The sequence below is a fragment of the Streptosporangium sp. NPDC053982 genome, assembly GCF_055585205.1.
In genome coordinates, this window is sequence record NZ_JBVJKQ010000014.1 from 1 (window position 1) to 17,860 (window position 17,860).

Here is a 17,860-nt window from a genome sequence, read left to right on the forward strand (position 1 = left end):
GCAACAGAGTCCCCTCCCGCAGACACTCACCGCTTAACCTGCAGAAACAGGATCACGCGAAGGGCAGCTCATACACCACTTCGCTGGACGTGACCAGAGCGGCCCCGCTCGGCCGCTGTCAGCCGGAGTCCGCGCCGTAGCCGCAACCGCTGGCCTGCGCTCTGATCTGCGCTCCGATCGGTTCAAGTGACCGAATCGGCGAGGGAACCCGCAAGGAAGCGCCGACCTGGGGTGATTACTCTGGGTGATCGGACGGAGTTGTGGCCGAGGACCGCACGTACCTCCAAGCAGGACGACGGCCGCATGGATCTGAATGGTGCACCGCCGTCGCGGCTTGGGCGGACGGCGGCGCAAGGAGCGGTCAGGTCGTCGGGAGGCCGACCGCGTTGGACGCGTCGGCCTCGAAGTATTCCGTCGTGGCGAAGAGGCCGGCATGATCTTCGAAGAAGCTCCTGACGCCGTCGATCGAGTCATGGACGATGACGTTCACCGCTTTGGTCCCGTCGGTGCTCGCCACCGCCAGCGTCCACTTGGCACCCTTGGGAAGCCGGCCGTGCGCCTTCTTCAGGGAATCCCAGAAACCGTTGTCGTCAGAAATCGTGGAAACAGCCATGACGTGCATTTTTGCACTCTCCTCATTGACTCTCGGATTTACCCGGCAATTGATGTGAAGAAATTGTGCGGCGCCATTCTTGAAGTCGTATATCGCGACGGTTTGAGGGTCCTCGAGCGGATCGTCCGAAGGCATCAAAAAGTGAGTCGCACTGATCGGATGCAGCTCGTATTCGAGCTGTTCTGGTTTATTGAGGAGCTGCGCCTCCATGGGGTTCAGGGTGAATTTGAGGCGGAGTTCTCCGTGGTCGGCCGCCACTTCGTAACGGGTGCCAGGGCGCTCGTAGGATCCTTCGTATCTGGACGGATCGAGGGTCAGGGTCGGGTCGGGCTCCGGCAGGCCGGGGATCGTGATCGCGCCGAGATCGGTCAGGATTTCGTTGAAAACCTTCCGGTAGAAGCTGTCGCGCGGCCCGGCGTTCGCCAGCATCGAGATGGCGATGTTCGATTCCGTCAGGATCCGCAGGCGGGCGCTTTGGCTGACTGTGCTGCCGTCGTGGGCGTAGACGGTTTGACCGTGCCAATCGCACACGATGAGGCCGAGTGCCCATTCCGGCCCGAACATGTACGGGTCAGGTACGGGGACGCGCGACTCCGTCATTTCACGGATGATGCCGGGTGAGACGATTCTGGTCCCGTTCGGTGCTTTTCCTTCGTTGAGGAAGACGTACGCCATCGTGAGCAATTCCCGGGCTGTCGTGTTGACGTTGCCTCCGGGGCCGAAGGAGCGCGGCAGATGACCCAGCGGTGAGAGGACGGGGCCTTCTTCGAGGGATCGGATCAGGTATCCGGTCGCGGCCCGGTTCCGGTCCGCGTGCTCATGCCGGCTGCTCGTCGAGGTCAGTCCCAAGGGGTCGAACAGGCGATCCTTCATGATGTCGTCCCACCGCTTGCCGTCGATCACCTCCATGATGCGGGCGAGGATCGCGTAGCCCAGGGCCGCGCTGTAGCCGTGCGTGTGGCCCAAGGGGTGGACCTGGCGTGCGCTGGCGATGTTCTCCACCATGCGCTTGTACACATCGTCGTCCTCGCCCGGATCTCCGTAGCTCTCCTCGATGCCGTTGGTGTGGTTGAGGAGATGGCGGGGTGTGACCTTGGCGCTGACGTCGAGGTCGGCGACCCGGAAATCAGGAAGGTAGGCCCGCACCGGCTCGTCCAGGGCGACTTTCCCCTCGTCGACGAGCTGCATGAAGGCGAGGGCGGTCCATGTCTTGGATACGGAGCCGCATTGGTAGATGGTGTCGGTCGTCGCGGGCTCCCACGTGGAGATGTCCTTGACGCCGACCGCGAAGTCGGTGATCTCCCCGTCGCTGAGGACGCCGATCACGGCACTCGGAATCCGGTACTCCGCGAGCAGCTCGGAGACGCGAGCTCGTATCCGGGACACATCCAACGCTCTTGCCATAAGGGGTTCCTCGTCCCTCCTGGTTCTTTCGGAACGAGAAAAGGCTACGTTGCATTTCAACTACAGTCAACGATATGCCTCCGATTATGTGCTCCAGTACTGGTCTTTCGCGCTGATCGTTGCAACAGGGTTGTTAGTAAATGCAATCCCCGCCAACCAGTCGTTGCAATGTACTGTTGGTGAACGCACCCGCGGACCCGAACCGACAGGAGGGCGGACCCATGCCCGGAGGCAGGCTGACCCACGAGGATCGCCAGCAGATCGCGACCTGGCTGGTCGAAGGACTGGGATACGCCGAGATCGCCCGGCGGCTGGGCAGGCCCACGTCCACGATCAGTCGCGAAGTGGCGCGCAACAGCGCGCCCGGCGGCTACCTGGCCGATCGCGCCCAGCAGGCCGCCGGGCAGCGCGCCCGCCGCCGCAGACCGGTTCGGGCAACGGAGCCGCCGGCCGACGGGCGGCCGGCCGAGTCCGTGCGCGGTTTCGTGGAGCAGTTCGCGACGCTGCTGGTGGGGATCGGCCTTCCCCGGATGCCCGCTCGCGTGTTCGTCTGCCTGCTCACCTCCGACTCCGGGGGCCTGACGTCCGCCGAGTTCGTACGGCGGCTACAGGTCAGCCCGGCGTCGGTGTCCAAGGCCATCGGCTTCCTCGAGGCGATCGAGTTGGTCGGGCGCACCCGGGATTCCGGTCGCCGCGAGCGGTACGTCATCGACGACGACGTCTGGCTCCGGGCGTTCAAAGCCGACATCGGGACACACGCCGAGGTCGCGGCGACCGCGCGGCACGGGATCGAGATCTTCGGCGCCGGCACGCCCGTCGGCGTCCGGCTGAGCCGGATGGCTCGGTTCTTCACCTGGATCAGCGAGCAGATGAACGACAGCGGCCTCACCGACGCCGTCGTCCGCGACGCGCTGACGGTGCTGGCCGCGCTGGTGTGCGCCGCCCGGCCACTCACCGTGGACGAACTCGCCACGGCTCTGGACTGGTCCGTCCAGCGGACGGCCGACGCTCTGGACGCGATCAGTCGTCGTCCGATCCTCTCCGACCCGCTCACCGTGGAGCGGCTCGGGCGCGGCGCGTACGCCGTCGCCCCGAGGCCGGACCGCCTGAGCTCCGGGCAACGCGACGCACTGATCGCCGGTCCGTGTTCGACCCAGGGGACTCGAAGATGACGAAGCTGGATGGACGTCGCAACCGCGATCCCTCCGGCCGCACTCGCGCGCCTGCCGGGCCGCGTCGCAGTTCCGAGATTTACGCCATCTCGGAAGCACCCTCCCAGGTGTGACTTCCGAGATGACGCACAGCGGGGCGTCTCAGGAGCCTGAATCCGCTTCCGAGATCATGAAGCGGCGCCTGTGTGCCCGCCTCACCCGGCTCTCGCCCGCCCACGACACCGTCCTTTCCGAGTACGCCGCCGCGCTGGAGCGCGCGCCGCGTCGGATGAGACCTTGCGCGCTGTGGCGCGGGAGATGCCCTTCTCGGCGGCTACAGGGGCGACGGGGCGGCCAGAACGGACACGCTCGATGAGCAGACGCCCGCCATGAACGGTCAACCGGGCGTTACGGCGGGACACGAGGACCTCCGGGCGGTGCGTTCCCGGACAGCTCCACCACACCGGAGGTCTTCGCCATGAACAAGCCTCGTCGGTGTCGACAACGCTTGTGATCAATACACCTAGAGCGGGATGTTGCCGTGGGCGCCGCGCGCCGGGGTGGCCTGGGCGAGGACCTTGGCGATGGCGCCGCGGGTCTCCTCCGGCTTGATCACCTCGTCCACCACACCGATCTCGATCGCCCGGTCCAGGCCGCCCGCCGTGATCTCGTGCTCCTCGGCGAGCCGGGTCTCCAGCGCCGCCCGCTCCGCCTCGGGGGCGGCCGCCAGCTCCCTCCGCTTGAGGATGCGCACCGCGGCCACCGAGCCCATCACCGCGATCTGCGTGGTGGGCCAGCCGAACACCTTGGTCGCGCCCAGGGCGCGGGAGTTCATCGCGATGTAGGCGCCGCCGTACGCCTTGCGGGTGACCAGCGTGACGCGCGGCACGGACGCCTCGGCGAAGGCGTGCAGCAGCTTGGCGCCGCGGCGCACCACGCCGTCGTGCTCCTGGCCGACGCCCGGGAGGTAACCGGGGACGTCCACCACCACGACCAGCGGCACCCCGAAGGCATCGCACATGCGGACGAACCGTGCCGCCTTCTCGGCGGAGGTCGCGTCCAGGCAGCCGCCCAGCCGCATCGGGTTGTTGGCGATGACCCCGACGGTCCGGCCGCCGAGACGGCCCAGCGTGGTGACGATGTTCGGCGCCCACTTGGGCTGCAGCTCCACGCCCGGCTCGTCCAGCAGGCCCTTGACCAGCGGCTTGATGTCGTAGGCACGGCGGGGGTTCTCGGGGAGCAGGTTCGAGAAGTCGACCTCCTCGACCTCGCCGCGGAAGCCGCCCTGGTGGCCGAGCAGCACGGCCAGGCGCCGGGCCTGGACGTACGCCTCGGTCTCGGTCTTGGTCACCACGTGCACCACGCCGCTGCGCTTGCTGTGCGGCTCCGGCCCGCCGAGGGCGGCCATGTCGATCTGCTCACCGGTGACGCTGCGCACCACGTCGGGGCCGGTGACGAAGATGCGGCCCTCGTCCGCGAGGATCACGATGTCGGTCAGCGCCGGGCCGTAGGCGGCGCCGCCGGCCGCGGGGCCCACCACGACCGACAGCTGCGGCACCACGCCCGAGGCCCTGGTCATCGCGGCGAAGACGCGGCCGACCGCGTGCAGCGACTCGACTCCCTCGGCCAGCCGCGCGCCGCCGGAGTGCCACACCCCGATGACCGGGACCCGCTCGCGGACCGCCACGTCGTAGGCGTGCACGATGTGCTCGCATCCCGCCGAGCCCATCGCGCCGCCCTGGACCCGGGCGTCGCTGACGAAGACCACGACCGGCACGCCCTCGACGCGGCCCATGGCCGCCAGGACGCCGCTGCGGTCGACCGGGGTGATCAGCCGGATCGAGCCCTCGTCGAGCAGCGCCGCCATCCGCACCTGGGGGTCGCGGGGATCGGCCGCCTCCCCGTCCGGGGAGCCGCTCACCACCCTGTTGTCGAGCACGGTCATTCGAGGCTCCTGTCAGACGCTGGTGAAGGCCACGGCGACGTCGTGGCCGCCGAACCCGAACGAGTTGTTGATCGCCGCGATGCGTCCGCCCGGGAGCTCGCGCGGGTCGCGGCGCACGATGTCCACCTCGACGCCGTCGTCGAGGTCGTCCACGTTGATCGTGGCGGGGACGACCCGCTCCTGCAGGGCGAGGACGGTGAAGACCGACTCGATGCCCCCGGCGCCGCCGAGGAGGTGCCCGGTCATCGACTTGGTGGAGGTGACCAGCGGGTGACCGCCGACGATCTCCTTGATCGCCATGGTCTCCACCACGTCTCCGGCGGGGGTGGAGGTGGCGTGCGCGTTCACGTGCCTGATGTCCTCGGGGGCCAGGCGCGCGTCCTGCAGGGCGCGGCGCATGGCGAGCATCACCCCCGCGCCGGTCGGCTCGGGCTGGGCGATGTGGTGGGCGTCGGCGGAGTAGCCCACCCCGGCGGCCACCGCGTAGATGTGGGCGCCGCGGGCCCGGGCGTGCTCCTCGGACTCCAGGACGACGATGCCCGAGCCCTCGCCGAGCACGAACCCGTCGCGGTTCTTGTCCCACGGCCGGGACGCCCGCTCGGGCTCGTCGTTGCGCAGCGACATCGCGCGCATGGCGGCGAAGGAGCCGATGTTCAGCGGGTGGATGGCGGCCTCGGTGCCGCCCGCCACGACCACGTCGGCGCGGCCGGAGCGGATCATCTCGATGGCGTAGCCGATCGACTCGGCGCCGGTGGCGCAGGCGCTGACCGTCGCGTGCACGCCGGCGCGGGCGCCGACCTCGATGCCGATCCAGCCGGCGGCGCCGTTCGGCATCAGCATCGGCACGGTGTACGGCGAGAGCCGCTGCCAGCCCCGCTCCTTGAAGGTGTCGTAGGCGGCGAGGATGGTGGTGATGCCGCCGATGCCGCTGCCCACCACCACGCCGAGTCGCTCGGGGTCGACCTTCTCGATCCCCGAGTCCTTCCAGGCCTCGCGGGCCGCGACCAGCGCGAACTGCTCGGCCCGGTCCAGCCGCCGCGACTCCGGCCGGGGCAGCACCTCGGTCGGGTCCACGGCGGCGACGGCGGCGAACTTCACCGGGACCGAGTCGACCCAGTCCGTGGTGAGGTCGCGGACCCCGCTCCGACCGGCGAGGAGCGCCGACCAGGTCGAGGCGACGTCTCCGCCGAGGGGCGTCGTCGCGCCGAGCCCGGTGACGACGACACGTACCTGGTCTGTACTCACGTTCTTGCTCCTTGCGAATCGCTGGTCAGGGCCGGGAGGCGTCGGGACGTCTCAGCTCTGGATGAAGTTGATGACGTCCTTGACGGTCTTGAGGTGCTTGAGCTGGTCGTCGGGGATCTCGACGCCGAACTCGTCCTGGGCGGCGACGGCGATCTCGACCATGGACAGCGAGTCGATGTCGAGGTCGTCCACGAAGTTCTTCTCCGGCGTGACCTCGGAGGCCGGGACACCGGTGATCTCGTTGACGATCTTGCCGATGCCGGCGAGGATCTCCTGCTCGGTCATCTGAGCCATGTCGCGTGTTCTCCTTGGGAATCGATGTGGTGTTGCGGTTTTCCGTACGGCGGGGCCGTACAGGCTTTCAGGGGATCTCGACGACCTGGCCGGCGTAGGTCAGCCCGGCGCCGAAGCCCAGCAGCAGGACGAGCCCGCCCGACCGGACCTCGCCGCGCTCGACCATCCGGGACAGGGCCAGCGGGATCGACGCGGCCGAGGTGTTGCCCGCCAGCACGATGTCCTTGGCGATGACGGCCTTGTCGGCGCCGAGCCGGCGGGCGATGGCCTCGATGATCCGCAGGTTCGCCTGGTGGGGCACGAAGGCCGCGAGGTCGGCCGGGTCCACCCCGGCACGCTCGCAGATCTCCTTGGCCACCGGGTGGAGCGCGGTGGTCGCCCAGCGGAACACGGTCTGCCCCTCCTGCCGGAGGAACGAGTCGCGGTCCTTGATCATGATGGCGTCGGCCTTGTCGCCGGCGCTGCCCCACACCACCGGGCCGATGCCCGGGACGTCGGACGGGCCGACGACCGCGGCGCCCGCGCCGTCGGCGAAGATCACCGCGGTGCTGCGGTCGGTCCAGTCGATCCACTGGGAGAGCTTCTCGGTGCCGACGACCAGCACGTTGACGGCCGATCCCGCGCGGACGGCGTCGTTGGCCAGGGCGAGGGCGTAGCAGAAGCCGGAGCAGGCGGTGTTGACGTCGAACGCGCCGGGGGCGTCGATGCCGAGGCGGGTGGCGACCCGGGCGGCGGCGTTGGGGATCTGCGCCTCCAGCGTGCAGGTGGCGACGATCACCAGGTCGATGTCGCCGGCCGACAGGCCGCTGGCGGCCAGTGCCTTGCCGCCGGCCTGCACGGCCAGGTCGATCTCCGACTCGCCGGCCGTGGCGATCCGCCGCTCCTTGATGCCCACCCGGCTCTGGATCCACTCGTCGTTGGTGTCCATGGTCGCCGACAGGTCGGCGTTGGTGACCACCTTGGACGGCTGGTAGTGGCCGAGGGCCAGGATCTTCGCGCCCGGAGCACCCTGGGTCGTCTTCATCTAGAGAACCTCTCGAGCGGCGTTCAGGTCGTCGGGGGTCTTCAGCGCGACGGTGGTGATCCCGGGCATCCCGCGCCGCGCCAGGCCGGTGAGCGTGCCGCCGGGGGTCAACTCGATCATCGTGGTGACGCCCAGAGCGGTCATGGCGGCCATGCAGGCGTCCCAGCGGACCGGGCCGGCGACCTGGGCGACGAGACGCCGGAGGAACTCGGCGCCGTCGTCCACGGCCGCGCCGTCGGCGTTGGACAGCAGGGTGACCCGGGGGCCGGCGGGGGCGAGGCCGTCCGCGGCGGCGCGCAGGGCGTCGACGGCCGGGGCCATGTGGACGGTGTGGAAGGCCCCGGCGACCTGCAGCGGGCGCAGCCGGGCGCGCGCGGGCGGGTCGGCGGCGAAGGCCTCCAGCTGCTCCAGGGTGCCCCCGGCGACGATCTGGCCGGCGCCGTTGACGTTGGCCGGGGTCAGGCCGTGCCGGTCGAGGGCGGCCAGGACCTCGGCCTCGTCGCCGCCCAGCACGGCGGTCATGCCGGTGGCGGTGACGGCGGCGGCCTTGGCCATGGCCTGCCCGCGCTCGCGGACCAGCGTCAGGGCCTCCTCGGGGGTGAGCACCCCCGCCAGGGCGGCGGCGGCGAACTCGCCGACGCTGTGCCCGGCCACGACGGCCGGGGTCGCGCCGAGGGCCTCGGCGGCGGCCAGGGCGGCGGCCACCAGCAGCGGCTGGGCGACCGCGGTGTCGCGGATCTCCTCGGCGCCGGCGGTGGTGCCGTACGCGATCAGGTCGAGGCCGACCAGGTCGGACCAGGCGGACAGCCGGTCCGCCAGGCCCGGTATCTCGAGCCATGGGGTCAGGAAACCTGGGGTCTGGGCGCCTTGGCCCGGAGCGACGATGGCGAGCACGAAATCCAGACTGCCCTGTAGGGGTTCGATATCCGGGTAAGGATCCGGACGAAGTTCTTCCGTAAAATTTTGTAGGAAACCTACAGTGGGAGTTTCCCGGACGTTAAGTAAAGACGGCTACGTCACCGAGGTTTCGGACAGGCGCCCGAGGATGAGCCCGACCTGCAGGGTGAAGGCCGACCGCCCCTCGGTGGGCTGGTACCCGGTCAACTCGGTGATCTTACGCAGCCGGTAGCGGACCGTGTTGGGATGGACGAACAGCAGCCGGGCCGTGGCCTCCAGGGACGTGCCCTGCTCCAGGTAGGTGGCGAGCGTGTCGAGCAGCGGCGTGCCCGTCAGCGGCCGGTAGACGTTCTCGATGAGCTGGGCGCGGGCGTCGCCGTCGCCGTCGATGGCGCGCTCGGCCAGCAGGTCCTCGGCGTGGACCGGCCGGGGGGCGTCCGGCCAGGCGGGCGCGGCGCGCAGGCCCGCCATCGCCGCCCGCGCCGAGCTCGCCGCCGCGTGCAGGTCGCCGACCTCCGGGCCGATCACGATCGGCCCCGGGCCGAAGCGCGGCACCACGTACCGGGCCGCGGCCCCGACGCTGTCGGCCCCGCCGACGATCACGATCAGCCGGTCGCCCTGCACCCCCGCCAGCAGGTCGAGCGCGGACCTGCGCCCGCGCTCGCGCAGCCCGTCGACCACCGCCTGCGGGTCGTCGTCGGGCGCCTGCCCGGCCAGCACGACCACGGGGGAGGAGGTCCAGCCCAACGCGGCGGCCCACGAGTGCAGGCCGTCGTCCACCTCACCGCGGACCAGGGCGTCCACGATCAGCGCCTCCAGCCGGGCGTCCCAGGAGCCGCGCGCCTCCGCCTCCCGGGCGTAGACCTGGGCGGCGGCGAAGGCCACGTCACGGGTGTAGCGGAGCATCGCCTGCTGCAGCTGCTCCCGCCCGCCGGGCGCGGCCAGCTCCGCGGTCTGCGCCTCGACCACCTCGACCACGGTCCGCACGATGTCCACGGTCTGCTGCAGCGAGATCGACCGCTTCAGCTCCCTGGGGGCGGTGCCGAAGAACTCGATGCTCGGTGTCGGCCGGTCCTCGCCGGCGTGCTGGAACCACTCCACGAACGCGGCGATCCCGGCCTGGGCGACCAGCCCGACCCACGAGCGGTCCTCCGCCGACAGCGCCCGGAACCACATGAGCCGGTCGTCCATCCGGGCCATGGCGGCAGTGCCCAGCGAGCCCATGGCCCGCTCCAGCCTGCGGGTGGTGTCCTGCCGTATCCGATCCTGCTCCGGGCCTCCGGGGTCCGGGCCGGGCTCCTCCCCGTCGATCCTGACGGTGGTCCCACCGGCCCGGCCGTCGCCGCCGGCCTCCTCGATCCGCTCCCTCACGTCACTAAGAGTGCCAGGTCGGACGAGATGCGCCAGCCGCCGTACCCGCCGGCCCGCGTTTCGGCGCCGCGGGAACGGGCCCGGAACGCGGGCGGGACAGAGCCCGCCGCGGCCGGACGACGACGGCGGAGACCGGGAACGGGCCGGATCGGTCCCGGCGCGGTCAGGCGACGGCGGAGACCGGGAACGGGGCCGGACCGGCCCGGATCCGGGTTCGCCGTGGTCAGATGACGGCGACGGCGGTGATCAGGCCGATCACCAGGTGGGTGATCGCGAGGAGCCGGGCGCCGGGCTGCGGGTCGCTCTCCTTCACCAGGTCGCGTACGGAGATCCCGACGACCTTGTCGAAGACGACCATCGCCACGGTCTGCACGGCGATGCCGACCAGGCCGAACACCAGCGTCGTCAGCAGGCCCTCGTGCAGGGCGCCGCCGGCGGACCAGATGGAGGCCGCGACGATGAGCCCGACGGCGGTCAGCCCCGACCCGGTGAGCAGGGTGGCGTTGGGATTGCAGTCCACCTTGATCAGCCGGCTGAGCTTGCCGGGGATGGCCAGGTCGATGACGAAGAAGCCGACGATCATCAGGACCAGGCCGAGTACGGCGTAGGCGACGATCGCGAGGGCGCCGCGGCCGAGGGTCTCGCCGAGCGAGAGCGTCTGGGCGTCGGCCGCGGCCTGGATCGCGACCGGCAGGGAGCTGGGGCTCATGGGTTCTCTCCGGGGCTCGGGATGATGCTTGTCGGGATCGGACGGGGGGTGCGGATCGCGGCTCGGGTCACAACTCGGGTCACAGCTCGATCCGGTGCGGGACGAACGACGAGGTGTCGTCGGTGATCAACCCCGAGGTCTCGCGGATGCCGGCGCCGGCCGCCTCGTCGTGGACGACCCACGCGCCGAGCACGGGACGCCAGCCGTCGAAGTCGGGGAGCGCCAGGAACTCCTGGTGGACGTGGCCCTCGGCGCCGTAGCCGCCGCCGGTCTCGACGACGCCGCCGGGCGTGACGACCCGCATGCCCGCCCCCTCCCGGCCGAGGAGCGGCTTGACGATGTAGGACGTCATGTCACGCGGTCCGCCGAGGTAGGCCGGCAGCAGGTTGGGGTGCCCCGGGTACAGCTCCCACAGCAGCGCCAGCAGCGCCTTGTTGGACAGCAGCATCTTCCACAGCGGCTCGATCCAGGTCATCGACACCTGCTGGGTCACCGCCCGCGCCCCGAACGTGTCGGCGACCGCCCATTCCCACGGGTACAGCTTGCACATGGAGCGGATCACCCTCCGCTCCATGTCCACGAACCGCAGGTTGAGGCCGTCCCAGCCGATGTCCTCCATGGCCACCGCGACCGTGTTCAGGCCCGCCTGGGCGGCGGTCTCCTGGAGGTAGGCGAGGGTCATCGCCTCCTCGCCGGTCTCGTCCATCTTCGTCCAGGCGAAGTGCGCCGGCCCGGTGGGCAGCACCTCCGCGAGTTCCCGCCACCGGTCGATCAGCCGCTCGTGGATGGAGTTCCACTGGTCGTCGTCCGGGTGGCGGTCCTGCAGCCAGAACCACTGCACGACCGAGCTCTCCAGGAGGCTGGTCGGGGTGTCGGCGTTGTACTCCAGCAGCTTGGCGGGGCCGGTGCCGTCGTAGCGCAGGTCGAACCGGCCGAACAGGTGGGGGTCGGCCCGTTCCCAGGACCGGGCGATCTCCGGCCGCACCCATTCGGGGATCGCGAAGTCGGCGTAGCGGTCGTGGCGGACGACATGGTCCACCACGGCCAGGCACATCCGGTGCAGCTCCTCGACCTGCTCCTCCAGGGCGAGGATCTCGTCCATCGAGAAGACGTACTGCACGGACTCGTCCCAGTAGGGGCGGTCGAGGCCGCCGGGGTGGGCCGAGCGGTGGAACGCCAGCCCCTGACCCTCGACGATCTCCTCCCAGCCGTCCCTGGGGACGGAGGTCTCGCGTCTCATCCGCCCGCGCTCAGCTTCCGCTCCTGCCGCGGAAGCCGAAGCCGCCGCGCTGGATCACGGTGCCCTGGCGGCTGGTGATCCTGACGTCGGCGGGGCGCACCGTGGTGCCGTGCAGGATGCGGGCCCCGGACCGAGCGCCCCCGTAGTACCACCCGTAGGCGCCGTGCGAGCCGTGGTAGTGGGAGCCGCCGTCGTCGTCGCAGTAGTCCTCGTCCACGACGGTGTAGGAGCCGTCGGGCTGTCGGCTGTCGAGGTCGACGCACTCGGCGTTGACCTCGTCGTAGTCGTCGTTCTGCGCGCTGCAGTAGCCGATGAGCAGGAGCGTGACGACGGCGACGCCGCCGAGCACGATGCCCTTGGACGCCTTCGAACCCTTCGAGTCCTTCCCGGAGGAGGGGGAGGACGAGTGGGCGGGGTCCATGCCCATGGGGTGGTTCGGTCCTGCTGCCATCGAGCTCCAATGAGATGCGTCGGGACAGGTTATCGGCGTCGTTTTGACCATTCAACCGCCGTAACAGGATCGATGCGCGTTTCGGTGGTCATGGGCCGGCCGGGGCGTGGAGGATGCCGGCGCCGGCGCGTAACGTCACAGGTGTGAACCGCACCGATCGGCTCTGCGCCCTGGTCGAAGAGCTCCGCGCCGCCGCGCCGGGGTTCCTGCGGGTCCGCGAGCTGGCGGACCGGCTCGGGGCGGGGGAGCGCACCGTCGAGCGCGATCTCGCCGTGTTGCGGGAGTCCGGGGTCCCCGTGCGCGCAGAGCCCGGCGGGCGGGGCGGCCACGCCCTCGACGTGTCCGCCGTCCCGTCCCCGGTCGCCTTCACCGCCGAGGAGGCGGCCGCGGTCGCCGTGGCGCTCATCCGGGCCGCCGGCACCCCGCCGACCGGCCCCGCCGGCGACGCCCTGCGCCGGCTCGCCGCGGCGATGCCGTCCCCCGGGGACGCCGGGGAAGAGGGCGCGGCCGGTGGCGGCGGGAGCGGGCGGGCGGAGCGGCCGCCCGCCGACGGCGGTCCGGGGCGGGCGGCCGGTGGCGGAGAGGACGGCGGGACGGTGTGGCCGGCGGTCCCCGCCCGTCCGGCGGCCGAGCCGGAGCCCTACCCCCGGGTGGCGGCGGTGATCGAGGGGGCGCTGCTGCGCCGGAAGGTGCTGCGGCTGGGCTACGAGGACCGGAAGGGCCGGTCCACCGTCCGCGAGGTGGAGCCGGCGGTCTTCATGGGCGGGCGCGGCGGCCACTGGTACCTCATGGGCATGGACCGGCTCCGCCGGGACGTCCGGGTCTTCAAGCTCGACCGCATCGCCTGGGCCGAGGAGACCGGGGAGGCCGCTCCCGAGCAGCCGCCGGAACGATACGCCGCCGGTCTCCCCGGCGTGCTGCGGGGGTCCGCCGAGCCGGAGTAGCCGCCGCCCCGGGACCCGGCCGTGCGGAGGACCCGGCCGAAGTGAGCCGGCCGTGCGGAGGACCCGGCCGTAGGGGGCCGTGCGGAGGACCCGGCCGTACGGCGGGGCGGGTCAGCGGCGGGCGCCTTCAGCCGTCCGGCGCGCTTGATGATCTCCAGCTGGACGGTGGCGGCCTCCGGCAGCTGCGCTGAGCACCCGTGTGTTGAGCGTCCGCATGTCGAGTGCTCGTGCGTCGGAGGCCCGTCCGGTCAGCTCCCTCCGCCGCCCAGTTCCCGCTGCATCAGGAGGGTGTCGACCCAGCGGCCGTGCTTGTGCCCCACCTTCGCCAGCAGACCGGCGGTGGAGAAGCCGAACCTGCGGTGCAGGGCGGCAGACGCCTCGCTCCCCGTGCCGGCGATGACGGCGATCATCTGGCGCACGCCGGCCTGCTCGGCCCGCTCCACCAGCGCCCCCAGCAGCGCGCCGCCCAGACCCCGGCCGGTGCGGTCCGGGGCGAGGTAGATCGAGTCCTCGACGGTGTGCCGGTAGGCCGGCTTCGGCCGCCAGGGGGCGGCGTAGGCGTATCCGGCCACCTCGCCGTCCACCTCCGCCACCAGGAACGGAAGCCCCCGGCCGGCGAGGTCGTCGAGCCTGCTCCACCAGTCGGCGATCGGTGGCGGCGTCTCCTCGAACGTGGCCACGCTGCCGACCACGTAGTGGGTGTAGATCCCGGCCACGGCCGGCAGGTCCGCCGGCGTGGCCGGGCGGACGATCGTCCCCGGCGTCTGCATGAGTCGCCCCCGTCTCCAGGTCTCCATGAGGTGGGTTCTCCCTGTCGGTGGAACATTCTGGCGGATCCGGGAGGGCGGGCGGAGAGATCCGGGAGAGCCCCGGAGAATGCTGGTTTCGTCCGCATTCGTCGCGGTTGTCAAAGCAGCGGATCTTCCCCGGCGGGTTGTGCCATGCTGAACCCGGCGAGCGTGGCGAGGGGCGCACGCGAGGGGCACACGAGGGGTCGTCGATGCCGGAGATCGAACCGCTGCGGCCCGGGGATCCGCCGCGGCTGGGGGACTTCACGCTCAGTGGCAGGCTGGGTGAGGGCGGCCAGGGCGTCGTGTACCTGGGGGAGGCCGAAGACGGCCGGCGTGCCGCCGTCAAGCTGCTGCACGTGCGCTTCACCGGGGAGAACCACGCCCGTTCCCGCTTCGCCAGGGAGCTGGCCGCGGCCCGGCGGGTGGACGCCTTCTGCACCGCCCGGGTGCTCGCCGCCGACCTCGACGGCGAGACCCCCTACATCGCCAGCGAGCTGATCGACGGTCCCTCGTTGCGCCGGACCGTCGAGCGCGACGGGCCACTGGACGGTGAGGCCCTCGAACGGCTCGCCACCGGCACGGCCACCGCCCTGACCGCGATCCACCACTCGGGGATCGCCCACCGCGACTTCAAACCGGACAACGTGCTGCTCGCCCCGGACGGCCCCCGCGTCGTCGACTTCGGCATCGCGAAGATCATCGACGAGAGCGGGACGATCACCACCCGCGCCGTCGGGACGCCCGCCTACATGGCGCCCGAGCAGATCGCCGAGGAACGCGTCGGCCGGCCCGCCGACGTGTTCGCCTGGGGAGCGACCATGGTCTTCGCCGCCACGGGCCGGGCGCCCTTCGCGGCGGAGACGATCATGGCGACGCTCAATCGCGTCGTCAACCACGCCCCCGACCTCGGCGCGCTGCCGGAGGACCTGCGCCGGACCGTCGCCCGCTGCCTGAACAAGGACCAGGCGCTGCGGCCGTCCATGGACGAGGTGCTCAAACGCCTGCTCGGACATCCGGTGGACGACGGCGAGGCGTCCCGGGAGGAGCTGGCCGAGGGCGCTCAGGCCGCCACGCTGGACCTCGCCCGGACGGACCCGCCGGACCCGCCGGACCCGCCGGCCTCATCGAGCCCGCCGGACCCGCCCGGGGCCCGGCGGCGGCGCCGGACCGTCGCCGGGGCGTCCGCGGCCCTCGCCGCGATCGCCGCGGCGCTGCTCGCGCTCCAGCTCGCCGGCACGCCGGACGGCACCGCCGCGATCCCCTCGTCCTCCGCGAGCCCCGCCCTGTCCCCGTCGTCCCCGTCGCCTTCCGGGACGCCCTCCACGGGGTCGCGCCTGCTCGACCGGATCCGGGCCACGCACACGATCAGGGTGGGCTACCGCGGCGGCCTGCCCGGCGTCGCGCTGGCCGACGGGAAGCGTCCGCCCGAGGGGTTCGAGATCGACGTGGCCCGCCGCATCGCCGGGGAGCTGGGGGTGCCCGCCAAGGGGGTGCGGTTCGTGCGGGTGGGCTACGCCGAGCGTGAGGCCAAGGTCCAGCGCGGTGAGGTGGACATCGTGGTCGCCAACCTCTCGATCGACACCGCCGACCGCTCCCGGGCCGCGTTCGCCGGGCCGTACTACGTGGCCCACCGCGACGTGCTCGTCCGGGCCGGGATGAAGATCTCCAAGCCCTCCGACCTGGGCGGCAGGACCATGTGCGTGGTGTTCGGCGGATCGGCCACCGCGGCCATGATCCGCGACCGGGGCGTCCGCTTCGACATCCTTGAGGACAAGGACTCCGCCAGGTGCGCCGCCCGGGTGGCGGGCGGCACGGCCGACGCCATGCCCGACGACGACCTGGTGCTCGCCGGGTTCGGCGCCCGGCTGCGCGGGGCCCGCCTCAAGGTCGCCGGGCTCCGCCTCACCACCGAGCGGTACGGCGTGGCGCTCCGGCGCGGCGACCCGGTCGCCTGCCGGGCGATCAACGATGCGATCGGCGCCATGTACGCCGACGGGACGATCGAGTCGCTGCTCGAAGAGCACTTCTCCGGCGTCGGCTTCCGCCACGAGACCGCGCGGCCCCGCATGGAGGGCTGCGGCTGAGCCGTACGGCCCGGCGTGGAGAGCCGCCCGGACCCGTGCGGGCTCCGGGCGGAGAACCGCCGCACCGTACGGAGAGAACCGCCGCACCGTACGGCTCGGCCGTGGAAGGACGGTCAGGAGGACGTGCAGGTGATGCCCTTGGCCGGGACGTCCCCGTCGAGGAGGTACCTGTCGGTCACCTTCTTGACGCACTGGTCGCCGGAGATGTACGCCCCGTGGCCCTCGCCCTTGTAGGTGACCAGCACGCCCGTGCCGAGCTGCTCGGTCAGCTTCGGCGCCCACTCGTACGGCGTGGCCGGGTCGCCGGTGCCGCCGATCACCACGATCGGCGCCGAGCCCGCCGCGTCGATCCTCCTGGCCTGGTCGCTGCCCTTGACCGGCCAGGAGGAGCAGATCAGCCCCATGCCGGCGCTGCCGAACAGCGGGGAGACCTTCAGCGACTCCCGCTGGGTGCGCTTCAGCTGCGCGAGGTCCGGCCGCTCCGCGGTGTCCGCGCAGCTGATGGCCGGGAAGCTGCTCATGAGGGTCGTGTAAGACCCGTCGGGCAGGCGGCCGTTGTAGTTGTCGGCGAGGCTGAGCAGGAGCCGCCCGTCGTCCTTGAAGGCCATCGTCAGTCCCTGCTCCAGCAGGGGCCACGTCAGCTTCGAGTACAGCGCGGCGGCGACGCCGGTGTTGGCCAGTCCCTGGGTGAGCTCGCGGGGGCCGACCTTGAGCGGCTCGTCCTCCACGTCGTTCATGAACTTCTCGACGTGCTTGTTCGCGATGGTCTCGTCGGCGCCGACGTCGCACTGGCCCGGCCCCTTGACACAGTCCTTGAGGAAGTCGTCGTAGGCGTGCTGGAACCCGGCCGACTGCACCACGGTGCGCCTGTCCATCGGGACGCTCGGGTCCAGCGGGGCGTCCAGCACGAAACGGCCCACGTTCTTCGGGAACTCGGTGGCGTAGACGGCGCCGAGCTGTGTGCCGTAGGAGATGCCGAAGTAGTTGAGCCTGGGCTCGCCGAGGGCCTCGCGCATCCGGTCCATGTCGCGGGCGGCGTTCACCGTGCCGACGTAGGGCAGGATCTTCCCGGAGGTCCGTTCGCAGGCGGCGGTGAAGTCCTTGATGATGCGTCCCTGCCGCTCCCAGTCGGCCTCGGTGACGGCGATCGTGTTCATCGAGGTGTAGCGGTCCATGACCTGGTTACCGTCGCACCTGACGCCGGAGCTGCGCTCCACCCCGCGCGGGTCGAAGCTGACCAGGTCGTAGCGGGCGTTGAGGCTGGAGAACGCCTTGGCCGCCTGGGCCATGGTGTCGACGCCCGAGGCGCCGGGGCCGCCGAAGTTGAAGACCAGGGAACCGATCCTCCTGGCCTGGTCGGTCGCCGGGATGCGGATCATCGCGATGTCCAGCGTCTCGCCGTCCGGCTTGGCGTAGTCGAGCGGCACCCGCAGTGAGCCGCACCGCAGCGTGGGGTCGGGCTTGGCCGGGATCTGCCCGTTCGGCCCCCGGACGTCGGTGCAGGGTCCCCACGCGATGCGCCCGGTCGCGCCCGCAGTCCCGGTCGTGTCCGACGGCGCGGCGGTCCCCCCGGCAGGTGAGGACGGGTCGACAGGGCCGAGCCCGCTGTTGCGGGCCGGGTCGCTGCAGGCGGTCAACAGGCCGGACAGGACGGTCGCCGCGGTCGCCACCGCCAGGACTTTTCGCACGTGATGCTC

At 71.5% G+C, this 17,860-nt stretch carries 15 protein-coding genes and 1 pseudogene; 3 read left to right on the plus strand and 13 right to left on the minus strand.

Annotation, left to right across the window (positions count from 1 at the left end):
- Positions 1 to 361: 361 nt before the first annotated feature.
- The gene (locus ACZ6W9_RS25335; protein WP_470119986.1) at positions 362 to 2,017 is read right to left on the minus strand and encodes a serine hydrolase domain-containing protein; all 1,656 of its coding nucleotides are present in this window, start codon (positions 2,015 to 2,017) and stop codon (positions 362 to 364) included.
- A 221-nt stretch (positions 2,018 to 2,238) separates the two neighbouring features.
- On the opposite strand from ACZ6W9_RS25335, the gene ACZ6W9_RS25340 reads away from it, so the two are divergent.
- Positions 2,239 to 3,189 carry a GbsR/MarR family transcriptional regulator gene (locus ACZ6W9_RS25340; RefSeq protein ID WP_470119988.1) on the plus strand — a complete coding sequence of 317 codons (951 nt, stop codon included), beginning with the start codon at positions 2,239 to 2,241 and terminating at the stop codon, positions 3,187 to 3,189.
- Between the two features lie 275 nt (positions 3,190 to 3,464).
- Here the strand turns inward: ACZ6W9_RS25340 and ACZ6W9_RS25345 are convergent.
- The 10 genes and pseudogenes from ACZ6W9_RS25345 to ACZ6W9_RS25390 all read right to left on the minus strand — a co-directional run.
- A pseudogene (locus tag ACZ6W9_RS25345) lies at positions 3,465 to 3,590 on the minus strand (IS481 family transposase); the annotation flags it as partial.
- Positions 3,591 to 3,691: 101 nt separating this feature from the next.
- Entirely contained in the window at positions 3,692 to 5,113 is a 1,422-nt protein-coding gene (locus tag ACZ6W9_RS25350) for a carboxyl transferase domain-containing protein (RefSeq protein ID WP_389965364.1), read from the minus strand.
- A 12-nt stretch (positions 5,114 to 5,125) separates the two neighbouring features.
- Entirely contained in the window at positions 5,126 to 6,358 is a 1,233-nt protein-coding gene (fabF, locus tag ACZ6W9_RS25355) for a beta-ketoacyl-ACP synthase II (RefSeq protein ID WP_389965368.1), read from the minus strand.
- A 51-nt stretch (positions 6,359 to 6,409) separates the two neighbouring features.
- Positions 6,410 to 6,652 (minus strand): acyl carrier protein, encoded by a 243-nt coding sequence (locus ACZ6W9_RS25360; protein WP_179826710.1) that lies wholly within the window; start codon positions 6,650 to 6,652, stop codon positions 6,410 to 6,412.
- A 67-nt stretch (positions 6,653 to 6,719) separates the two neighbouring features.
- Entirely contained in the window at positions 6,720 to 7,676 is a 957-nt protein-coding gene (locus tag ACZ6W9_RS25365; RefSeq protein WP_362935598.1) for a beta-ketoacyl-ACP synthase III, read from the minus strand.
- A complete protein-coding gene (locus ACZ6W9_RS25370; protein WP_389965372.1) occupies positions 7,677 to 8,570 on the minus strand; it encodes an ACP S-malonyltransferase in 894 nt (297 codons plus the stop codon). It lies immediately after the preceding gene.
- 117 nt (positions 8,571 to 8,687) lie between these two features.
- Complete coding sequence (locus tag ACZ6W9_RS25375; protein WP_389965900.1) at positions 8,688 to 9,797, minus strand: PucR family transcriptional regulator; 1,110 nt, start codon at positions 9,795 to 9,797, stop codon at positions 8,688 to 8,690.
- Between the two features lie 370 nt (positions 9,798 to 10,167).
- A complete protein-coding gene (locus tag ACZ6W9_RS25380; protein WP_362935591.1) occupies positions 10,168 to 10,653 on the minus strand; it encodes a DUF350 domain-containing protein in 486 nt (161 codons plus the stop codon).
- Between the two features lie 79 nt (positions 10,654 to 10,732).
- Positions 10,733 to 11,893 carry a glutathionylspermidine synthase family protein gene (locus tag ACZ6W9_RS25385; RefSeq protein ID WP_389965376.1) on the minus strand — a complete coding sequence of 387 codons (1,161 nt, stop codon included), beginning with the start codon at positions 11,891 to 11,893 and terminating at the stop codon, positions 10,733 to 10,735.
- A gap of 10 nt (positions 11,894 to 11,903) precedes the next feature.
- Complete coding sequence (locus ACZ6W9_RS25390; RefSeq protein WP_389965379.1) at positions 11,904 to 12,344, minus strand: hypothetical protein; 441 nt, start codon at positions 12,342 to 12,344, stop codon at positions 11,904 to 11,906.
- Positions 12,345 to 12,487: 143 nt separating this feature from the next.
- Here ACZ6W9_RS25390 and ACZ6W9_RS25395 point away from each other — a divergent pair, with 143 nt between their 5' ends.
- The gene (locus tag ACZ6W9_RS25395; protein WP_470119992.1) at positions 12,488 to 13,288 is read left to right on the plus strand and encodes a helix-turn-helix transcriptional regulator; all 801 of its coding nucleotides are present in this window, start codon (positions 12,488 to 12,490) and stop codon (positions 13,286 to 13,288) included.
- Positions 13,289 to 13,536: 248 nt separating this feature from the next.
- Here ACZ6W9_RS25395 and ACZ6W9_RS25400 read toward each other — a convergent pair whose 3' ends face one another.
- Positions 13,537 to 14,085 (minus strand): GNAT family N-acetyltransferase, encoded by a 549-nt coding sequence (locus tag ACZ6W9_RS25400; protein ID WP_389965385.1) that lies wholly within the window; start codon positions 14,083 to 14,085, stop codon positions 13,537 to 13,539.
- A 203-nt stretch (positions 14,086 to 14,288) separates the two neighbouring features.
- On the opposite strand from ACZ6W9_RS25400, the gene ACZ6W9_RS25405 reads away from it, so the two are divergent.
- Positions 14,289 to 16,163: a serine/threonine-protein kinase gene (locus ACZ6W9_RS25405; protein ID WP_470119994.1), complete on the plus strand. Its 1,875-nt coding sequence runs from the start codon at positions 14,289 to 14,291 to the stop codon at positions 16,161 to 16,163.
- Positions 16,164 to 16,276: 113 nt separating this feature from the next.
- Here ACZ6W9_RS25405 and ACZ6W9_RS25410 read toward each other — a convergent pair whose 3' ends face one another.
- Positions 16,277 to 17,851 carry an alpha/beta hydrolase gene (locus ACZ6W9_RS25410; RefSeq protein WP_389965391.1) on the minus strand — a complete coding sequence of 525 codons (1,575 nt, stop codon included), beginning with the start codon at positions 17,849 to 17,851 and terminating at the stop codon, positions 16,277 to 16,279.
- Positions 17,852 to 17,860 lie beyond the last annotated feature (9 nt).